19 protein-coding genes are annotated in these 19,334 nt (G+C 63.5%); 13 read left to right on the top strand and 6 right to left on the bottom strand.

The window, feature by feature from the left end; genetic code table 11:
- Positions 1-29: 29 nt before the first annotated feature.
- The 3 genes from OU419_RS21870 to OU419_RS21860 all read right to left on the bottom strand — a co-directional run bounded on the left by OU419_RS21870 (position 30) and on the right by OU419_RS21860 (position 3,775).
- Entirely contained in the window at positions 30-1,343 is a 1,314-nt protein-coding gene (locus tag OU419_RS21870) for an MFS transporter (RefSeq protein ID WP_254470656.1), read from the bottom strand.
- A gap of 286 nt (positions 1,344-1,629) precedes the next feature.
- Positions 1,630-2,925 (bottom strand): HlyC/CorC family transporter, encoded by a 1,296-nt coding sequence (locus OU419_RS21865; RefSeq protein ID WP_254470657.1) that lies wholly within the window; start codon positions 2,923-2,925, stop codon positions 1,630-1,632.
- A 49-nt stretch (positions 2,926-2,974) separates the two neighbouring features.
- Positions 2,975-3,775 carry a cytochrome C assembly family protein gene (locus OU419_RS21860; protein ID WP_254470658.1) on the bottom strand — a complete coding sequence of 267 codons (801 nt, stop codon included), beginning with the start codon at positions 3,773-3,775 and terminating at the stop codon, positions 2,975-2,977.
- A 221-nt stretch (positions 3,776-3,996) separates the two neighbouring features.
- On the opposite strand from OU419_RS21860, the gene ffh reads away from it, so the two are divergent.
- The 6 genes from ffh (at position 3,997) to OU419_RS21830 (ending at position 8,009) form a co-directional block, all read left to right on the top strand.
- Positions 3,997-5,370: a signal recognition particle protein gene (ffh, locus tag OU419_RS21855; protein ID WP_254470659.1), complete on the top strand. Its 1,374-nt coding sequence runs from the start codon at positions 3,997-3,999 to the stop codon at positions 5,368-5,370.
- Between the two features lie 142 nt (positions 5,371-5,512).
- A complete protein-coding gene (gene rpsP / locus OU419_RS21850) occupies positions 5,513-5,761 on the top strand; it encodes a 30S ribosomal protein S16 (RefSeq protein ID WP_192291507.1) in 249 nt (82 codons plus the stop codon).
- Between the two features lie 14 nt (positions 5,762-5,775).
- Positions 5,776-6,303, top strand: coding sequence for a ribosome maturation factor RimM (gene rimM / locus OU419_RS21845; RefSeq protein WP_254470888.1), 528 nt, complete (start codon positions 5,776-5,778; stop codon positions 6,301-6,303).
- 3 nt (positions 6,304-6,306) lie between these two features.
- Positions 6,307-7,050 carry a tRNA (guanosine(37)-N1)-methyltransferase TrmD gene (gene trmD, locus OU419_RS21840; protein ID WP_254470660.1) on the top strand — a complete coding sequence of 248 codons (744 nt, stop codon included), beginning with the start codon at positions 6,307-6,309 and terminating at the stop codon, positions 7,048-7,050.
- A 44-nt stretch (positions 7,051-7,094) separates the two neighbouring features.
- Positions 7,095-7,445 (top strand): 50S ribosomal protein L19, encoded by a 351-nt coding sequence (gene rplS / locus OU419_RS21835; RefSeq protein WP_045210463.1) that lies wholly within the window; start codon positions 7,095-7,097, stop codon positions 7,443-7,445.
- Positions 7,446-7,595: 150 nt separating this feature from the next.
- A complete protein-coding gene (locus tag OU419_RS21830; protein ID WP_254470661.1) occupies positions 7,596-8,009 on the top strand; it encodes an acyl-CoA thioesterase in 414 nt (137 codons plus the stop codon).
- Between the two features lie 47 nt (positions 8,010-8,056).
- Here the strand turns inward: OU419_RS21830 and OU419_RS21825 are convergent, their stop codons facing one another.
- Both OU419_RS21825 and OU419_RS21820 read right to left on the bottom strand, forming a co-directional pair.
- Complete coding sequence (locus OU419_RS21825; RefSeq protein WP_254470662.1) at positions 8,057-8,734, bottom strand: hypothetical protein; 678 nt, start codon at positions 8,732-8,734, stop codon at positions 8,057-8,059.
- Positions 8,735-8,831: 97 nt separating this feature from the next.
- Complete coding sequence (locus OU419_RS21820; protein ID WP_254470663.1) at positions 8,832-10,676, bottom strand: cation:proton antiporter; 1,845 nt, start codon at positions 10,674-10,676, stop codon at positions 8,832-8,834.
- Positions 10,677-10,774: 98 nt separating this feature from the next.
- Between OU419_RS21820 and xerD the strand changes: the two genes are divergently transcribed.
- From xerD to OU419_RS21795, 5 genes are all read left to right on the top strand, one after another.
- Positions 10,775-11,671 (top strand): site-specific tyrosine recombinase XerD, encoded by an 897-nt coding sequence (gene xerD, locus OU419_RS21815; RefSeq protein ID WP_254470664.1) that lies wholly within the window; start codon positions 10,775-10,777, stop codon positions 11,669-11,671.
- A gap of 160 nt (positions 11,672-11,831) precedes the next feature.
- The gene (locus OU419_RS21810; protein ID WP_254470665.1) at positions 11,832-12,560 is read left to right on the top strand and encodes a DsbC family protein; all 729 of its coding nucleotides are present in this window, start codon (positions 11,832-11,834) and stop codon (positions 12,558-12,560) included.
- Positions 12,561-12,733: 173 nt separating this feature from the next.
- Complete coding sequence (locus tag OU419_RS21805; RefSeq protein WP_254470666.1) at positions 12,734-14,038, top strand: homoserine dehydrogenase; 1,305 nt, start codon at positions 12,734-12,736, stop codon at positions 14,036-14,038.
- A 51-nt stretch (positions 14,039-14,089) separates the two neighbouring features.
- Positions 14,090-15,499: a threonine synthase gene (thrC, locus tag OU419_RS21800; protein WP_254470667.1), complete on the top strand. Its 1,410-nt coding sequence runs from the start codon at positions 14,090-14,092 to the stop codon at positions 15,497-15,499.
- Positions 15,500-15,655: 156 nt separating this feature from the next.
- Positions 15,656-15,937, top strand: a complete 282-nt coding sequence (locus OU419_RS21795) for a DUF3509 domain-containing protein (protein WP_254470668.1) — start codon at positions 15,656-15,658, stop codon at positions 15,935-15,937.
- Between the two features lie 55 nt (positions 15,938-15,992).
- Here OU419_RS21795 and OU419_RS21790 read toward each other — a convergent pair whose 3' ends face one another.
- Entirely contained in the window at positions 15,993-17,192 is a 1,200-nt protein-coding gene (locus tag OU419_RS21790; RefSeq protein ID WP_254470669.1) for a CaiB/BaiF CoA transferase family protein, read from the bottom strand.
- Between the two features lie 258 nt (positions 17,193-17,450).
- Here OU419_RS21790 and OU419_RS21785 point away from each other — a divergent pair, with 258 nt between their 5' ends.
- Both OU419_RS21785 and OU419_RS21780 read left to right on the top strand, forming a co-directional pair.
- Positions 17,451-18,629: a GGDEF domain-containing protein gene (locus tag OU419_RS21785; RefSeq protein WP_254470670.1), complete on the top strand. Its 1,179-nt coding sequence runs from the start codon at positions 17,451-17,453 to the stop codon at positions 18,627-18,629.
- 73 nt (positions 18,630-18,702) lie between these two features.
- A complete protein-coding gene (locus OU419_RS21780; RefSeq protein WP_254470671.1) occupies positions 18,703-19,242 on the top strand; it encodes a YaeQ family protein in 540 nt (179 codons plus the stop codon).
- Positions 19,243-19,334: the final 92 nt, after the last annotated feature.

Here is a 19,334-nt window from a genome sequence, read left to right as displayed (position 1 = left end):
GGGGCCTTCTCCAGCACGTATCGGGAACCTCAGCGGATCTCGTTCAGATCCTGTTCACGGGTCTCGCGCAGGCACAGCACCGCCAGCAGGCTGAGCGCCGCGGCCACCGAAACGTAGCCGCCCACCCAGCTCAGACCGCCCATGCCGACCAGTTTCTGCGCGATGTACGGGGCTACCGAGGCGCCGAGGATGCCGCCCAGGTTGTAAGCCGCCGATGCGCCGGTGTAGCGCACGTGCGTGGGGAACAGTTCCGGCAGCAGTGCGCCCATCGGGGCGAAGGTCACTCCCATCAGGAACAGCTCCAGCGACAGGAACACCGCGACCTCCACCGGCGAGCCCTGGCTCAGCAGCGGCTGCATGGCGAAGCCGGAGAGAATTGCCGCGATGCAGCCGACGATCAGCACCGGCCTGCGTCCGTAGCGGTCGCTCAGCCAGGCGGAAAGCGGTGTGGCGGCAGCCATGAAGAGCACGGCGAAGCACAGCAGGCCGAGGAATTCTTCGCGGCTGTAGCCCAGGCTGCCCACACCGTAGCTCAGCGAGAACACCGTGGAGATGTAGAACAGCGCGTAGCACACCACCATTGCCAGAGCACCCAGCAGAGTCGGGCGCCAGTGCCTGGAAAGAAGTTCAGCGATCGGCAGGCTGGAGCGTTCCTGGCGCTCCATCGCCTTGGCGAATACCGGCGTTTCTGCCAGTTTCAGGCGGACGTACAGGCCGACGATCACCAGCACGGCGCTGAGAATGAAGGGAATGCGCCAGCCCCAGGCGCGGAACTGCTCTTCGCTGAGCAGCATGGCCAGGCAGAGGAACAGGCCGTTGGCGGCGAGAAAGCCGATTGACGGGCCCATCTGCGGGAACATGCCGAACCAGGCCCGGCGATGCTTCGGCGCGTTCTCAGTGGCCAGCAGCGCGGCGCCGCCCCATTCGCCACCCAGCCCGAGACCCTGGCCGAAGCGCAGGACGCAAAGCAGAACCGGAGCCCAGGCGCCGATGCTGTCATAGCCGGGCAGCAGGCCGATCAGGGTGGTGGAAATGCCCATCAGCAGCAGTGAGGCCACCAGTGTCGACTTGCGCCCGATGCGGTCGCCGAAGTGGCCGAACAGAGCCGAACCCAGCGGGCGGGCCAAGAAGGCGATGCCGAAGGTGAGGAAGGCGCTGAGCGCCTGCGCGGTCCCGGAGGTCTGCGGGAAGAATACCGGCCCGATCACCAGCGCTGCGGCGGTGGCGTAGACATAGAAGTCGTAGAACTCGATGGCAGTGCCGATGAAGCTGGCGACCGCCACGCGGGTGGTGGAGTTGGCCTGTTCCGCTGGCTGGGCGGCGTCGAGGGTGGCGCTGGTCATGCGAGGCATTCCCCTGGCAGTCATGGCTGGCGACGACTCTGGCGGTCGTGTCCGGCGTCATAGGAGGCATCGCCTTGGCGCGAGACGGAAGCGCGGCCCTGGGTCGGGGCAGGGGAGGCGCGGCTCGCGGCGGGTCTGGGCGATGCCGGCTGCTTCGCAAGGCAACGACGTGGCGTCGAGGCTCGGCGGGCGTGCGATTGACTGGCCAGCAACACGGCGCGGATAGCGGCGGCGGCTGGCGGGAGGCTGGGTAAGCCGCCCGGATTATAGGCGCGCGCGGGGCGGCTCAGGCAAGCTCGTCGCGGTACGATGCGGGAGGCGTGGGAATGCCAGGCAGCCAGACACGCACGCTCTTCACCCGGTTTTCCCCGGACTGGAGGATTTCCAGGCGATAGCGGCCGATCTTCAGGCATACCGCGCAATCGGGAATCTGCTCCAGCGCCTCGGTGATGAGGCCGTTGAGGGTTTTCGGGCCATCGCTGGGCAATTGCCAGCCCAGGGTGCGGTTGAGGTCGCGCAGGTTGGCCGAGCCGTCGATCACGTAGGTGCCGTCGGACTGCGGGTGGATATCGGGGTTGCGCAAGGCATCCTGGTTGCTGAACTCGCCGACGATCTCTTCGAGGATGTCTTCCAGAGTGATGATACCGATGACTTCGCCGTACTCGTCGACGACAATGCCGATGCGCCGCTTCTGTTTCTGGAAGTTGATCAGTTGGGTCGAAAGCGGAGTGCTTTCCGGAACGAAGTAGGGCTCCAGGCACGCCGCCTTCAGGCTGTCCTTGGTCAATTGATTGTGTGTCAGCAGGCGCGCTATCTGGCGCATGTGAACGATGCCTTCGACCTGGTTGATGTCGTTGCGGAACACCGGCAGGCGGGTGTGCGTGGTGTTGCGCAACTGGCCGATGATGGTCTCCAGCTCGTCGTCCAGGTCGATGCCCTGGACCTCGTTGCGCGGGATCATCAGGTCGTTGACCGTGATTTTTTCCAGGTCGAGGATGCTTAGCAGCATGTCCTGGCGATTGGCGGTGAGCTTCTCGCTGGAATCGGTGACAACGCTTCGCAGCTCGTCGTTGCTGAGGGGCTTGTTGGTCCGCAATGTCGGGTCGAGGCCGAAGGCCCGCAGCAGCATGTTGCTCACGCCGGTCATCAGCCAGAGCAGCGGGCTGAACAGTTTCTGCAGCCACAGGAGCGGCAGGCTGGCGGGGAAGGCGACGCGCTCGGGGCGCAGGGTGGCGTAGGTCTTGGGGGTTATTTCGCCGAAGATCAGCAGCACCAGGGTCAAGGCGATGGTGGTCGGCGCGACGGCGGACTCTCCCCATAGGCGCAGAGCCAGCAGGGTGGCGAGTGCCGAGGCGACGACGTTGACGAAGTTGTTGCCGATCAGGATGGTGCCCAGCAGGCGGTCGGTGCGCAGCAGCAGCCAGGAAGTGCGCCGTGCACCACGGTTGCCCTGCTTGGACAGGTGGCGCAGCCGATAGCGGTCGAGGCTGAGAACGCCAGTCTCTACGCTGGAGAAGAATGCGGAACAGAACAGCAGGAAAACCAGCAGGCCGATCAGATAGCCGGGATGGATGTCGCCCATGCGTCGGGTTCCTTCAGCGTTCTGCGGCGGTTCGGCACCGCCGCCGGCTTCAGATGTGCAGGATGAATTCCTTGACCAGCTTGCTGCCGAAATAGGCCAGCATCAACAGGCAGAAGCCCGCCAGTGTCCAGCGGATCGCCTTGTGTCCGCGCCAGCCTAGCTGGTGGCGGCCCCATAGCAGCACGGCGAACACGACCCAGGCGAAGCAGGACAGGATGGTCTTGTGCGCCAGGTGCTGGGCGAACAGGTTGTCTACGAACAGCCAACCGGAAATCAGTGACAGCGAGAGCAGCGACCAGCCGCCCCACAGGAAGCCGAACAGCAGGCTTTCCATTGTCTGCAGCGGAGGGAAGTTGCGGATCAGGCCGGACGGATGCTTGTGCTTGAGCTGGTGGTCCTGGATCAGCAGCAGCAGGGCCTGCACCACCGCGATGGTCAGCAGGCCGTAGGCCAGGATCGACAGCAGGATGTGAGCGAGGATGCCCGGCTGCTCGTTGATCGGTTCGATGGTGCCGTGGGGCATCAGCGCCGCCAGCAGGGTGGTCAGTGCGCCGAGCGGATAGAGGACGATCAGCAGGTTCTCTACCGGGATACGCAGACAGGCCAGCAGCGTCAGGGCGGTGACGGCGGCGGAAATCAGGCTGGCGGCGTTGAAGAAATCCAGCACCAGGCCGCCGGTCGACAGCAGCTCCATCGACAGGCTCCAAGCCTGGCCGAGAAGAGCGATCAGGCCAAGCAGAAGGAGCAGGGGTTTCTGCGGCGGGGTGCGACGGGCCAGGCTTGCGCCGTGGTAGGCGGTGGTGCCGAGGTAGAGGACGGCGGCGATCAGGCTGGGCAGCAGAGGTTGCATAAGTCCTTGGAACAGTCCTTGGAAGGGGGACCCGAAAGGTCGTGAGTGTGGCATAGAACGGTTGCGCCTAGAAAGTCGCCGGGAGCAGTTCGCTTCTGGCGGCAAGAGCGGTGTATCACGGAGGGATCATCGGCGGTGTTGGCGCTGGCCGCACTTCGCTATAATCCGCCGCCTGCTGACAAGCCAAACCCTGACCCGACCGGGTCTGATTAGGAACGCGCATGTTCGAAAACCTTACAGATCGCCTCTCGCAAACGCTGCGCCACGTCACCGGCAAGGCCAAGCTGACCGAGGACAACATCAAGGACACGCTCCGCGAAGTCCGCATGGCTCTGCTGGAAGCCGACGTGGCCCTGCCGGTGGTCAAGGACTTCGTCGCCAAGATCAAGGATCGCGCGGTTGGCACCGAGGTGTCCAAGAGCCTGACCCCGGGCCAGGCATTCGTGAAGATCGTCCAGGCCGAACTGGTCGACCTGATGGGCGCGGCCAACGAGGACCTGGACCTCAATGCCGCCCCGCCAGCGGTCATCCTGATGGCTGGTCTGCAGGGCGCGGGGAAAACCACCACCGCCGGCAAGCTGGCGCGCTTCCTTAAAGAGCGCAAGAAGAAGTCCGTGCTGCTGGTGTCCGCCGACGTTTACCGCCCGGCGGCTATCAAGCAACTGGAAACCCTGGCCAATGACCTGGAAGTGACCTTCTTCCCGTCCGATACCAGCCAGAAGCCGGTGGCAATCGCCGAAGCGGCGATCCGCGAAGCCAAGCTGAAGTTCATCGACGTGGTGATCGTCGATACTGCTGGTCGCCTGCACATCGACGCCGACATGATGGACGAGATCAAGCAGGTCCACGCGGCGATCAAGCCGGTGGAAACCCTGTTCGTGGTCGATGCCATGACCGGCCAGGATGCCGCCAATACTGCCAAGGCCTTCAACGATGCGTTGCCGCTGACCGGCGTGGTCCTGACCAAGGTAGACGGCGATGCCCGTGGCGGTGCTGCGTTGTCGGTGCGCGCCATCACCGGCAAGCCGATCAAGTTCCTCGGCATGGGCGAGAAGAGCGAAGCGCTCGATCCGTTCCATCCGGACCGCGTGGCCTCGCGCATCCTCGGCATGGGCGACGTGCTGAGCCTGATCGAGCAGGCCGAGCAGAACATGGACCGCGAGAAGGCCGAGAAGCTCGCGAAGAAGATCAAGAAGGGCAAGGGCTTCGACCTCGAAGACTTCCGTGACCAGTTGCAGCAGATGAAGAACATGGGTGGCCTGGGCAGTCTGATGGACAAGCTGCCGATGCTCGGTGGCGTCAACCTGTCGCAGATGGGCAATGCGCAGAATGCGGCGGAAAAGCAGTTCAAGCAGATGGAAGCGATCATCAACTCCATGACGCCCGCCGAACGCCGTGACCCCGAAGTGATAAGCGGCTCGCGCAAGCGCCGCATCGCTCTCGGCTCCGGTACCCAGGTGCAGGATGTAGGCCGTCTCATCAAACAGCACAAGCAGATGCAGAAGATGATGAAGAAGGTCACCGCCAAGGGCGGTATGGCCAAAATGATGCGCGGCATGGGCAGCATGTTCCCTGGCGGCATGCCGAAGATGTGATCCGGAGGCCCGCCCGGCTGGCTGGCCGACGTGCTGCGGCTTGCGGCGCGGGGCTTTAGCTCATAGAATATGCGGCCTTTCGGGCTATGTGCCCGAGGGCTGCATTTATTTTTTGCAAGCAAACCATAGGAACAACGTACGCATGGTAACCATTCGTCTGGCTCGTGGCGGCTCCAAGAAGCGCCCGTTCTATCACCTGACCGTGACCAACAGCCGCAACGCTCGTGACGGCCGTTTCGTCGAGCGCGTCGGCTTCTTCAACCCTGTCGCCACTGGCGCCGAAGTCAAGTTCTCGGTCAACCAGGAGCGTCTGAACTACTGGCTGAGCCAAGGCGCTCAACCGTCCGAGCGTGTTGCTCAGCTGATCAAGGAAGCCGCCAAGGCTGCCTGAGATCGATGAACACGATGCCTGCTCCCGCCGAGGAGATGATAGTTCTCGGCAAGATTGTTTCGGTGCACGGCATCCGTGGTGAGGTGAAGGTATATTCCTTTACCGATCCGTTGGACAACCTGCTGGACTACCGTCGCTGGACGCTCAAGCGTGGCAACGAGGTTCGACAGGCTGAGCTGGTCCAAGGTCGCGTGCAGGGCAATGTCCTGGTCGCGAAGCTGAAGGGGCTGGATGATCGCGAGATCGCCCGTACCTTCGCTGACTTCGAAATCCTGGTTCCGCGCAGCGAGCTGCCGGTGCTGGACGATGGCGAGTTCTACTGGAGCCAGTTGGAAGGTCTCAAGGTGATCGACCAGAACGGGCAACTGTTCGGGATTCTCGACCACATGCTGGAGACCGGCGCCAACGATGTGATGGTAGTCAAGCCCTGCGCAGGCAGCCTGGACGACCGTGAACGCCTGTTGCCCTATACGGACCAGTGCGTGCAAGCGGTAGACCTGGAAGCTGGCGAGATTCGGGTGGACTGGGACGCGGACTTCTAATCCATGTGGATAGGAGTTATCAGCATCTTTCCCGAGATGTTTCGCGCCATCAGCGATTATGGCATCACGAGTCGCGCGGTAAAGCAGGAGCTGATACGGCTCGAATGCTTCAACCCGCGGAGCAACACCGAGGACCGTCACCAGACGGTGGACGACAGGCCTTTCGGCGGTGGTCCCGGCATGGTGATGAAAATCAAACCGCTCGAAGGCGCACTGGGCGATGCCCGGCAAGCCGCAGGCGGACCGGCGAAGGTGATCTATCTCTCGCCGCAAGGTCGCAAGCTGACGCAGGCGGCCGTGAAAGAACTGGCGAACGAGGAACGTCTGATCCTGATCGCCGGGCGTTACGAAGGCATCGATGAGCGCTTCATTGAGGAGCATGTCGATGAGGAGTGGTCGGTTGGCGACTACGTGTTGTCCGGGGGTGAGCTTCCGGCAATGGTGTTGATCGACGCGGTGACGCGGCTGTTGCCCGGTGCATTGGGCCACGCGGATTCCGCAGAGGAGGACTCCTTTACGGATGGCCTGCTCGACTGTCCGCACTACACCCGCCCTGAGGTGTATGCAGACAAGCGTGTTCCTGAGGTGCTGCTAAGCGGCAACCACGAACACATCCGGCGCTGGCGTTTGCAGCAGTCCTTAGGCAGGACCTGGGAACGACGTGCCGATCTTCTGGATTGCCGCTCGCTTTCTGGAGAAGAGAAGAAGCTGCTGGAGGAATACATCCGCCAGCGGAACGATAGTTAACGTATCGATGGCGAGCGCCGAGCGCTTGTCTTAGGAGCACTGAAATGACCAACAAGATCATTCAGCAGATCGAAGCTGAACAGATGAGCAAAGAGATTCCGGCGTTCGCCCCCGGCGACACCGTAATCGTCCAGGTTAAAGTGAAGGAAGGCGACCGTCAGCGTCTGCAGGCCTTCGAAGGCGTTGTCATCGGCAAGCGCAACCGCGGCCTGAACAGCGCGTTCACCGTTCGCAAGATCTCCAACGGTGTAGGTGTAGAGCGTACCTTCCAGACCTACAGCCCGCTGGTAGACAGCGTTTCCGTCAAGCGCCGCGGCGACGTGCGCAAGGCAAAGCTGTACTACCTCCGCGAACTGTCCGGCAAGGCAGCACGCATCAAGGAAAAACTGGCCTAATTCGCCAGTGCTTCCCGAAAAAAGCAGCCCAAGGGCTGCTTTTTTCATATCTGGCGTCCGGTAACCACCGGGCCCTTTCCCGTTTCAGCGCAGAACAAGTACAAGAGCACACGCGGCACGGGCCACCTTCGTGCATCAGGTAGCAGTGGCATGAGCCCCAGAGAGCAAGAAATCCTCCGACGCACCGCACTGTCGGAAACCCGCGTGACCAAGGCGATCTTCCCGCCGACTACCAACCATCACAACACCCTGTTCGGCGGAACTGCGCTGGCCTGGATGGATGAGGTCTCGTTCATCGCCGCTACGCGCTTCTGTCGCCTGCCACTGGTGACCGTTTCCACCGACCGCATCGACTTCAAGTATCCGATCCCGGCGGGCTCCATCGTCGAACTGGTAGGCCGGGTTGTGAAGGTGGGCAACACCAGCCTGAAGGTCGAGGTAGAAGTGTTCGTTGAAAGCATGTCTGCAGATGGCCGTGAGAAGGCAATCCACGGCCTGTTCAGCTTTGTCGCGATCGATGACGAGAAGCGGCCGGTGCCCGTGCTGCCAGGTTTTGAGGATTGAAACGAATGAAGGCGCCTAATGGCGCCTTCACTCCGTTCGGGCGGGGTTCAGTGTCGCAGGCTGATTTTCAGCGAGGCCTGGGACAGGTCTATGTTCTGCAGACTCAGATTACCCATGCTCTGGGTCTTTGGCGCGCCTGCGACGCGGATGTTGTCGAAGCGCATTTCGCCGATGGAACTGGGCAGCCGCACATTGATAGAGCCATCCGGGTTGACGGTCGAGGACATGTGCTGGGTGTCGTAGCGGACGTCCCGCATCGATGTCTCGGCGTCCAGACTGTCGACCACCGGCATTACCAGGCGCGCCAGTTGCTTGACTGTACCAACACCATCGCCGCTTTCGGCGCTAACCAGCAGACTCTGCAGGGTATCGTCGAAACCTTGGGCACTGACGCCGCTCATTTCGTGATCGCTGAGTGGCTTCAGGCCCTTGGGGGCTTCGTGGCGAGTGATGCTGGCCGGCGCCGGGCGTTGCACATCGGCGCTGGCCAACTGGAATGGGCTGAGCAGCGCGGCGACCAGTGTTGCGGCCAGCCGCAGGTTGTTCTGCTTCTTCAGTGCCCTGCCGAGCTGGCGCTCGCTGATCCAGCCCTGCCGGATCAGGGTTTCGCCCAGGCGCAGTCCATTGGTGAGCTGGAGTTGGATGGCCTTATCCAACTGTTGGGAGGTAATCAGACGCTTGCTGACAAGGATCTGGCCGAGGCGGGAGTTCTGTTGACTGGGCATGGACTGAGCTTCGTGGGACGCAATGATGGCGTGGTGCAATCATTGTCTGTCAGACCGATTCTGTCACCAGCCTAAAGATAGGCAGACGAGCCGGTCGTCAGGTTGTCGCCGTTTCCGCCGCCTCGTTCGGCCTGAATTTGTTTCCGGACGGCTCCTCAACCAGCGCGATCAGTGTCCAGCCGGTAGCCGGCTTGAGAGGCTGCTCGGGTGTGGCGACCTGCAGCCGGCCACTGGGGTCGCGGGCGAACAGCAGGGTCGCTCGGTCGCCGTGCAGTGCCTGGTAATCCTCCCAGCCGAAGTTTTCGCTGAGCAGGGTGCTGCGAATTTCCGCGCCACGGGTCAGCAGGCCGGCCGCCTGCGGGTAGGTCAGCAGGCGCTGCCCCAACGACTGACCACGGTGCCGCTCGCTGACGCGATGCTTGTCGGTGCGGCGGGTCTCACTGCCGCTGAGCAGCGTGTACAGGTGTCGTATGCCGAATTCGTGGCGGAAGCGCATGCAGGCCAGCGTGTTCAGTTCGGCTGCTGGCGACAGCGCCAGCAAGTGACCGAGCCCCACCAGGTCCAGATGCGCTTCGGCATGTTGCGATGCCGGGTTGCCGAAGTAGGTCGGCAGGTTCTCCATACGAGCTGCGCGGATGTTCTCCCAGCTGGAATCGGTTAACAGCACGCGTGTTCCCGAGTTCTGCAAGGCCTGGCCGATGGCGCGCGCAACCGGGTTGGCACCGATGATCAGGAAGCCCGTGGGGGCCGGCTCGGCGACTTTGAGCAAGCGCGCCAGCGGACGGGCGGTGGCGCTCTGCAGGATCACGGTACCGATGATTACCAGGAAGGTCAGCGGCACCAGCACCTCGGCCTGCGTATGGCCGGCTTCGGCCAGGCGAATGGCGAAGATCGCCGAGACCGCTGCTGCAACGATGCCGCGCGGGGCGATCCAACTGAGCAGAGCGCGCTCGCGCCAATTCAGTGGCGAGCCGGCGGTGGAAATCATGATGTTCAGCGGCCGGGCGACGAACTGGATGACCAGCAGCACGAGCAGGGCTGTCGGGCCCAGGCCCATCAGCGCCGCGAGGTCGAGACGCGCGGCGAGCAGGATGAACAGCCCGGAAATCAGCAGGACGCTGAGGTTCTCCTTGAAGTGCAGGATCTGCCGGACATCCACGCCACGCATGTTGGCCATGCGCATACCCATCAGCGTGACGGCCAACAGCCCCGACTCCGACATCACATTGTTCGACGCGATGAAAATTCCCAGCACCGCGGCCAGGGAGGCGAGATTGTGCAGGTAATCCGGCAGCCACTGGCGGCGCAGGACCACGCCCAGTGTCTGGCCGCCGACCATGCCGAAGACGACGCCACAGGCGATGACACTGATAAATGTCTGCAGGCTGTCCAGCCAGCCCAGGCTTTCACCGCTGGCGGCGATGAAGCTATAGACGACGACAGCGAGCAGCGCGCCTATCGGGTCGATGACGATGCCTTCCCAGCGCAGAATGTTGGCAATGGTGGATTTCGGGCGCACCACGCGCAGCATTGGCACGATCACCGTCGGGCCGGTAACCAGCGTCAGTGCGCCGAACAGCGAGGCCATTTCCCAGGTGAAGTCGAGGAAGTAGCGTGTCGCCAGCGCGATCACGCCCCAGGTGGCCAGTGCGCCCCAGGTCACCATGCGGCGGACGACCGTGCCGATTTCCTTCCACTCGCCCAGATGAAGCGTCAGGCTGCCCTCGAACAGGATCAGCGCGACCGACAGGGAAACCAGCGGGAACAGCAGAGGTCCGAACAGCCGTTCCGGGTCCAGCAGCCCGAGCACCGGGCCGATCAGGATGCCACTCAGCAGCAGGAACAGGATCGCCGGAAGACGCAACCTCCAGGCGAGCCACTGACTGAACAGCGCGGCGCCGCCGATGCCGCCGAGAGCGAGGAGCGTGCTGTGTTCATCCATGCAGGGAAATCCTTGAAACGAAAGGGAAAGGGCTGGAGAGGTCAGTGTTGCCTATGGAAGACTAGCTGCGCCTCTGGTCGTTTTCGAAGTCCTTATCCATGACTCCTGTTGCAAATGTGCTGATTGATCGTTTTCTCGATGCGCTCTGGCTGGAAAAGGGGCTGTCGGACAACACCCGCAGCGCCTACGGCAGCGATCTGGCGCTGTTCAACGGCTGGCTCAGCGAGCGCGGTGTGGCGCTCGAGGCGGCTGGCCGCGAGGTCATACTCGATCACCTGTCCTGGCGCCTGGGCGAAGGCTACAAGGCACGCTCCACCGCGCGGTTTCTCTCCGGCGCGCGCGGCTTCTACCGTTACTGTCTGCGCGAAGGGCTGATCAGCGAGGATCCAACCTTGCTGATCGATCTGCCGCAACTGGGCAAGCCATTGCCCAAGTCGCTATCGGAGGCGGACGTCGAAGCGCTGCTGGCCGCGCCGGAGACGGATGATCCGCTGGGCCTGCGCGACCGCACCATGCTCGAAGTGCTGTACGCCTGCGGGCTGCGGGTCAGCGAACTGGTCGGCCTGACGCTCGAGCAGATCAACCTGCGCCAGGGCGTCGTGCGTGTCTTCGGCAAAGGCAGCAAGGAACGCCTCGTACCGCTGGGAGAGGAGGCCATCGCGTGGATCGAACGCTACCTGCGCGAGGCCCGTGCCGATCTGCTGGCCGGTCGCCCGAGCGATGTGCTGTTTCCCAGCCTGCGCGGCGAGCAGATGACCCGCCAGACCTTCTGGCATCGCATCAAGCTGCACGCCAAGGTCGCCGGGATCGGCAAGAGCCTCTCGCCCCATACACTGCGCCATGCCTTCGCCACGCATCTGCTCAACCACGGGGCGGACCTGCGGGTAGTGCAGATGCTGCTGGGGCACAGCGACCTGTCCACTACCCAGATCTACACCCACATCGCCCGCGCGCGGTTGCAGGACCTCCACGCCCAGCACCACCCCAGGGGGTGAGCGCCGTGGCGGCGGCAGTCGGGCGACGATCGCGGCCGGCGGTTCGAAAACTTTCGAACTCGTTCTTCCTGCAGCACCGGAAGCTTTCAGCTACAAGCCCACGGCTCGGCCTTGTCGGTGCGGTGTGGTAGTCTTCGCCGACCGACTTCAGGAGTTCTCCATGCGTTTGTCCCGACTTCTGGCTGGTGTGGCCGCAGGCCTCGTCAGCACTCTTGCCCTGGCCGCAGAGCCCAACCAGGCGATCCGCAGCACCCTGCAGTCCCTGCAGCCCGACCTGCCCATCGAATCCATTTCCGCCAGCCCGCTGCAAGGTGTCTACCAGGTGCAGCTCAAGGGCGGCCGCGTACTCTACGCCAGCGCCGATGGCCAGTTCGTCGTCCAGGGCAACATCTACCAGGTGAAGGATGGCAAGCCGACCAACCTTACCGAGGAAGCCGAAAGCGCCGGTGTTGCCAAGACCATCAATGCCATTCCGGCCAGCGACATGGTGGTCTTCCCTGCCAAGGGGGAAACCAAGGCGCACATCACCGTCTTCACCGACACCACCTGCCCGTACTGCCAGAAGCTGCATGCCGAAGTACCCGAGCTGAACAAGCGTGGCATCGAAGTGCGCTACCTGGCTTTCCCGCGTCAGGGGCCGAACTCTACCGGTGACCAGCAACTGCAGGCCGTTTGGTGCTCGAAGGACCGCCAGGCCGCGATGACCGACATGTTCCACGAGAAAGACGTGAAGGCCGCCAAGTGCGACAACCCGGTCAACAAGCAACTGGAACTGGGCCAGATGGTCGGCGTGCAGGGCACTCCGGCGATCATTCTGGCAAACGGCCAGATGCTGCCGGGCTACCAGCCCGCCGGGCAAATCGCCAAGTTGGCCCTGCAGGCCAAGTGAATCGGGCCTTGCGCTTCGATTGACTAATAAAGAACCGCTTCGTAATGTGCGGTTCCTTTTGACAATGGGCCGGGCGACAGCCCGGTCCGATTCTGGTGCCTGCCCCTGTGCCCGCCTTGTTGCGGGCACGGTGCGTCAGGTACCCCGTGCTGCGATGATTGGGGAGTTTCAGCGTGAAACCGGTGAAAGTGGGAATCTGTGGGTTGGGGACCGTCGGTGGCGGTACCTTCAATGTACTCAAACGCAACGCCGAGGAGATTGCCCGCCGTGCCGGGCGTGGTATCGAGGTTGCGCAGATTGCCGCCCGTCGCCCCAATCCGAAGTGTGAAACCGGTAGCACCCCCATTACTGCCGATATCTTCGACGTGGCGAACAACCCGGAAATCGACGTGGTCATCGAGCTGATCGGTGGCTATACCCTGGCCCACGAGCTGGTGCTCAAGGCCATCGAGAACGGCAAGCATGTGGTTACCGCCAACAAGGCGCTGATCGCCGTGCACGGTAACGAAATATTCGCCAAGGCCCGCGAGAAGGGCGTCATCGTCGCCTTCGAAGCCGCTGTGGCCGGCGGCATCCCGGTGATCAAGGCGATCCGCGAGGGCCTGGCCGCCAACCGCATCAACTGGCTTGCCGGCATCATCAACGGCACCGGCAACTTCATCCTCACCGAAATGCGCGAGAAAGGCCGTGCCTTCGCCGATGTACTGAAGGAAGCTCAGGCGCTGGGCTATGCCGAAGCCGATCCGACCTTCGACGTCGAAGGCATCGATGCCGCGCACAAGCTGACCATCCTGGCATCCATCGCCTTCGGCATCCCGCTGCAGTTCGACAAGGCCTACACCGAAGGCATCACCCAGCTCACCACCGCCGACGTGAACTACGCCGAAGCGCTGGGCTACCGCATCAAGCATCTGGGCGTCGCCCGTCGTACCGACAAGGGCATCGAACTGCGCGTGCACCCGACCCTGATCCCGGCCGACCGCTTGATCGCCAATGTGAATGGCGTCATGAACGCCGTCATGGTCAACGGCGACGCCGCTGGCTCCACGCTGTTCTACGGCGCGGGCGCTGGCATGGAGCCCACCGCATCCTCGGTGGTCGCCGACCTGGTGGACGTGGTTCGCGCCATGACCGCCGACCCGGAGAACCGCGTACCGCACCTGGCCTTCCAGCCGGACGCACTCTCCGACCACCCGATCCTGCCGATCGACGCCTGCGAAAGCGCCTACTACCTGCGCATCCAGGCCAAGGACCATCCGGGCGTACTGGCCCAGGTGGCGACCATCCTCTCCGAGCGCGGCATCAACATCGAATCGATCATGCAGATGGAAGTCGAAGAGCATGACGGTCTGGTGCCGATGATCCTGGTTACCCACCGCGTGCTCGAGTCGCGCATCATCGAAGCCATCGCCGCGCTGGAAGCGCTGGATGACGTGGTCGGCAATGTCGTACGCATCCGCGTCGAACAACTGAACTGAATCGAACGCGGCGGCGCTCCGGCGTCGTCGCCAACCCGAAGGTTTCACACCATGCGTTACATCAGTACCCGCGGCCAGGCGCCCGCGCTGAACTTCGAAGACGTGCTGCTGGCTGGCCTGGCCAGCGACGGCGGCCTCTACGTGCCGGAAAACCTGCCGCGCTTCACCGTCGAAGAGATCGCCTCCTGGGCCGGCCTGCCTTACCACGAGCTGGCCTTCCGCGTGATGCGCCCGTTCGTCGCCGGCAGCATCTCCGACGCTGACTTCAAGAAAATCCTCGAAGAGACCTACGGCGTCTTCGCCCATGACGCCGTGGCGCCGCTGCGCCAGCTCAACGGCAACGAATGGGTGCTGGAGCTGTTCCACGGCCCGACCCTGGCCTTCAAGGACTTCGCCCTGCAACTGCTCGGCCGCCTGCTCGACCACGTGCTGACCAAGCGCGGCGAGCGCGTGGTGATCATGGGCGCCACCTCCGGCGATACCGGCTCGGCCGCCATCGAAGGCTGCAAGGCCTGCGAGAACGTCGACATCTTCATCATGCACCCGCACAACCGTGTGTCCGAAGTGCAGCGCCGTCAGATGACCACCATCCTCGGCGAGAACATCCATAACATCGCAATCGAAGGCAACTTCGACGACTGCCAGGAAATGGTCAAGGCCAGCTTCGCTGACCAGGGTTTCCTCAAGGGCACCCGTCTGGTGGCAGTGAACTCGATCAACTGGGCGCGGATCATGGCCCAGATCGTCTATTACTTCCATGCCGCCATCCAGCTCGGCGCACCGGCGCGCTCCATTGCCTTCTCGGTGCCTACCGGCAACTTCGGCGACATTTTCGCCGGCTACCTGGCGCGCAACATGGGCCTGCCGATCAGCCAACTGATCGTCGCGACCAACCGCAACGACATCCTGCATCGCTTCATGTCCGGCAACCGCTACGACAAGGATACGCTGCACCCGTCGCTGTCGCCGTCGATGGACATCATGGTCTCCTCCAACTTCGAGCGCCTGCTGTTCGACCTGCATGGCCGCAACGGCAAGGCCATCGCCGACCTGATGGGCAACTTCAAGGCCACCGGCAAGCTGTCTGTCGAAGACGATCGTTGGACCGAAGCCCGCCGCCTGTTCGACTCCCTGGCCGTGGACGACGTGCAGACCTGCGAAACCATCGCCCAGGTCTACGCCGAATGCGACGAACTGCTCGACCCGCACACGGCCATTGGCGTGCGCGCTGCCCGTGAATGCCGCCGCAGCCTGTCCGTGCCGATGGTCACCCTGGGCACCGCGCATCCGGTCAAGTTCCCGGAAGCGGTGGAGAAGGCCGGCATCGAGACCGTCCCGGCATTGCCGGCACACCTCTCCGACCTGTTCCAGCGGGACGAGCGTTGCACCGTGCTGCCGAACGAACTGGCCAAGGTTCAGGCCTTCGTCAGCGCCCACGGCAACCGTGGCAAGCCGCTCTGAGCCGGACCTGATCGATGAAAGAGCCCGCCAACATGGCGGGCTTTTTCATGGCCGCGGTCTTTCTCTTATGGACCGGCGGTACTAAGCGTGGCGAACTTAATCGCCAATCGTGCTGTCTTTTCTCCAGGTTTTCATTTCGCAACAAGGAGATATGACATGGATCGGCTGAGTACACTGCTGACCGAGACCTTCGCTCCCTACATACCGTCCCTCGGTCCGGCCAGGCCTGATGGCGGCCGAATCCTGACCCTCACCCGGGACGATGGCGAGATCATGCTGCGCCGGGTGATCGAAGGCCAGCACCTGGCCGACCATCAGAGCAGCGAAGCGGCGGTGCAGTCGATCCGGCGCGATCTGCTGATCCAGGAAGGGCGGATGGAAGACGATGTCATTATCGCCCTGCGCCAGCGCGCACAGGTGCTCAGTTACGGAACGTGATGCAGGTATGAAAGAACGCCGCCCTGAGAGGCGGCGTGCGCGTTTCTGGCGAGCCCTACACCGCCCCCTGCCGCCGCAGCTCGGCAATGGCCGCCGCGTCGTAGCCAAGGCCGCCGAGCACCTCGTCCGTATGCTCGCCCAAGCCCGGGCCGATCCACTCGGCCGAACCGGGCGTGTCGGACAGCTTGGGCACGATGCCAGGCATACGGAAGGGCTTGCCGTCCGGCAGCTTCGCCGAGAGGAACATCTCGCGGGCGAGGAACTGCGGATCGGCGAACATATCCTCGGCGGAGTAGATGCGGCTGGCCGGCACCTGGGCCTCGCCCAGCACCTCAAGCACCTTTTCCAGGGGCGTTGCGCGCGCCCAGCGGTCGATAATGCCGTAGAGCTCGTCGCGCCGCGCATCGCGGCCGGCGTTATCGGCCAGCAGCGGGTCTTCTGCCAGGTCGACGCGGCCAATGGCCAACATGAAACGGCGGAAGATCGCGTCGCCGTTGGCCGCGATCTGCACGTGCTTGCCGTCGGCGGTGGTGTGTACGGAAGAGGGCGTGATGCCCGGCATGATATTGCCAGTGCGCTCGCGGATGAAGCCGAATACATCGAACTCCGGCACCATCGACTCCATCATCGCGAATACCGCCTCGTAGAGCGCCACGTCCACCACCTGGCCTTGTCCGCCGTTCACCTCGCGGTGGCGCAGCGCCATGAGCGCGCCAATCACGCCCCACAGCGCGGCGATGGAGTCGCCGATGGAGATGCCGGTACGCACCGGCGGGCGATCCTCGAAACCGGTGATATAACGCAGACCGCCCATCGATTCGCCCACCGCGCCGAAGCCCGGCTGGTCCTTGTACGGGCCGCTCTGGCCGAAACCGGAAAGGCGCACCATCACCAGCTTCGGGTTCAGCGCATGAATCACGTCCCAGCCCAGGCCAAGCTTCTCCAGCACGCCGGGGCGGAAGTTCTCGATCAGGATGTCCGCTTCCGCCAGCAGCTTCTTCAGCACCTCGCGGCCTGATTCATGCTTGAGGTTCAGCGTCAGCGAGCGCTTGTTGCGCGCCTGCACGAACCACCATAGCGACGTGCCCTCGTAGAGCTTGCGCCACTTGCGCAACGGGTCGCCGCCATCGGGAGACTCCACCTTGACCACCTCGGCGCCGAACTCCGCGCACAGGCGCGAGGCGAAGGGGCCAGCTATCAAGGTTCCGAGTTCGATGACCTTGAGGCCGGCGAGAGGTTTGGCGGTGCTGTTCATCGATCGATCCGTTCGGCGGTTGGTCGCCGGACTCTACCCCCTGCGCGGCCGTTCGAACAGGCCGCCCGGCTGCTCGTCGGACATCGGAGCTTTGCGCGGGCTATGGGCACGCGTAGAGTAACGGGACCCGAAGACTATTCTTTGAGCTCGTCTCACCCTGGACAGGGTAATTCCGATGCGTGTGTTACCGTCATTCCAATTTTCCTGCCCTCCGGTGTCGCTACCGGGACGCACGCAGGTGGATGGCGAGGAGGGGGCATGACGCTCAGCCTGCCAACCCTGGTCGTAGTCGATCTCTACGTGCTCACCCTGGTCGGCGTGCTGATGGCGTTCGCCTGGCATGGCGGCCGCCGCGACCCGACCCTGGGATACATGAGTGCGATGCTTCTGCTCGGCGCTCTCGGCACCTTTCTGGGCTCCCTGCGGGGTATGGGCATCGACCTGGTGCCGATCCTGCTGGGGAACATCGGGCTGTACCTGTGCGCAGCAATGAACTGGACCGCCATGCGCGTGTTCGCCGGCCGCCGCCCGCACTGGCCGCTGATCGGTGCAGGCGCAGCCTTCTGGGCCCTGCTGTGCCTGTGGCCGGCGTTCTATGAATCGCTGGCGGCACGCATATTCGTCAACACCTCGATTACCATCGTCTATTGCCTGGCCGCCATCAGCGAGCTGCTGCGCAGCCGCCGCAAACTGGAGGTCGAACTGCGCCCCACGCTGGCGCTGATGGTGTTTCACACCGGTTTCTACTTGGTGCGCCTGGTGGTCGACCGCGGCATGCCGTTCGAGAGCGTGAACAGCCACGGCCAGGGCAGCACCTTCTTCACCCTGCTGGTTTTCGAAACCATGCTTTATGCCATCGGCATCTCCTTCGCCACCCTGTCGATGGTCAAGGAGCGCGCCGAGCTTCAATTCCGCAGCGCAGCCCTGAGCGACCCGCTGACCGGAGTGGGCAACCGGCGCGCCTTCATGGACTCCGGCGAACGCTTGCTGCGGTTGTGCGCCGAGCGCGGCGAGCAGGCGTCGCTGCTGCTATGCGACCTCGACAACTTCAAGCGTCTGAACGACTCCTTCGGGCACCCGGCGGGCGATCGTGTGCTTGTCGAATTCAGCCGTATCACCGCCTCGCGCATGCGCAAGCAGGACCTGTTCGCCCGCATTGGCGGCGAAGAGTTTGCCTGCCTGCTGGTGAGCGCCGATACCGAAGGCGCCTGCCAGGTGGCCGAACGCATCCGCCGCGAGTTCGCCGAACTGCCATTCATGGCCGATGGCCAGCTCAGCGTCAGCATCGGCATTGCCACCACTCGCGAAGCCGGCCACGAACTGGTGCGCCTGCTGTCACTGGCTGACCAGGCGCTCTACGCCGCCAAGGCAAAGGGTCGCAATCGCATCGAACTGGCCGCCCCGGAGCCAGGTGCCGACCGTCGTACCCGCGGCTGAGCACTCGTTGGCGGGCCCCTGGTCGACGCTTTCGCGGTAGACTTGCCGCCTTCAAAAATCGCCGGGAACCGCTATGGCCCTGTCCGCCACGCCCTACAAAGCCGATATCAGCCTGACCGACCTCGACCGTGGGGTCTACGAGACCCTGCGTTTCACCGTCGCCCGCCATCCCTCCGAGACCGAGGAGCGCCTGGCGGTGCGTCTGCTTGCCTACGTCATCTGGTACAGCGAGCAGCTCGCATTCGGCCGAGGCCTGTCGGACGTGGAAGAGCCTTCCTTGTGGGAAAAGAGCCTGGACGACCGCGTGCTGCACTGGATCGAAGTCGGCCAGCCCGACGCCGAGCGCCTGACCTGGTGCTCGCGCCGCTGCGAAAAGCTGACCCTGGTTGCCTACGGCAACCTGCGCGTGTGGACCACCAAGGTGCTCGACACCGTGCGCCACCTGAAGAACCTCAACGTCGTCGCCATGCCACAGGAGCCGCTGGAGGAAATCTCCCGCGACCTGCCGCGCTCGATAAACTGGACCGTGATGATCAGCGAAGGAACCATCTTCGTCACCGACGAGCGCGGCCAGCATGAGCTGCAGGTGGAATGGCTGATGGGCGAACGCTGATCCGGGGCTGCTGCGTGCCTGCCGGACGGGCTCGCTCATTTACCGCTCTGCTGCAAACTCCGTCATCCAGGCCCGCCGCAGCCTTGCCCGGC

Source organism: Pseudomonas triclosanedens, assembly GCF_026686735.1.
Taxonomy (GTDB): domain Bacteria; phylum Pseudomonadota; class Gammaproteobacteria; order Pseudomonadales; family Pseudomonadaceae; genus Pseudomonas; species Pseudomonas triclosanedens.
Note: the sequence above shows the minus strand (reverse complement) of the source record. Positions and strands in the feature narration are given on the sequence as shown.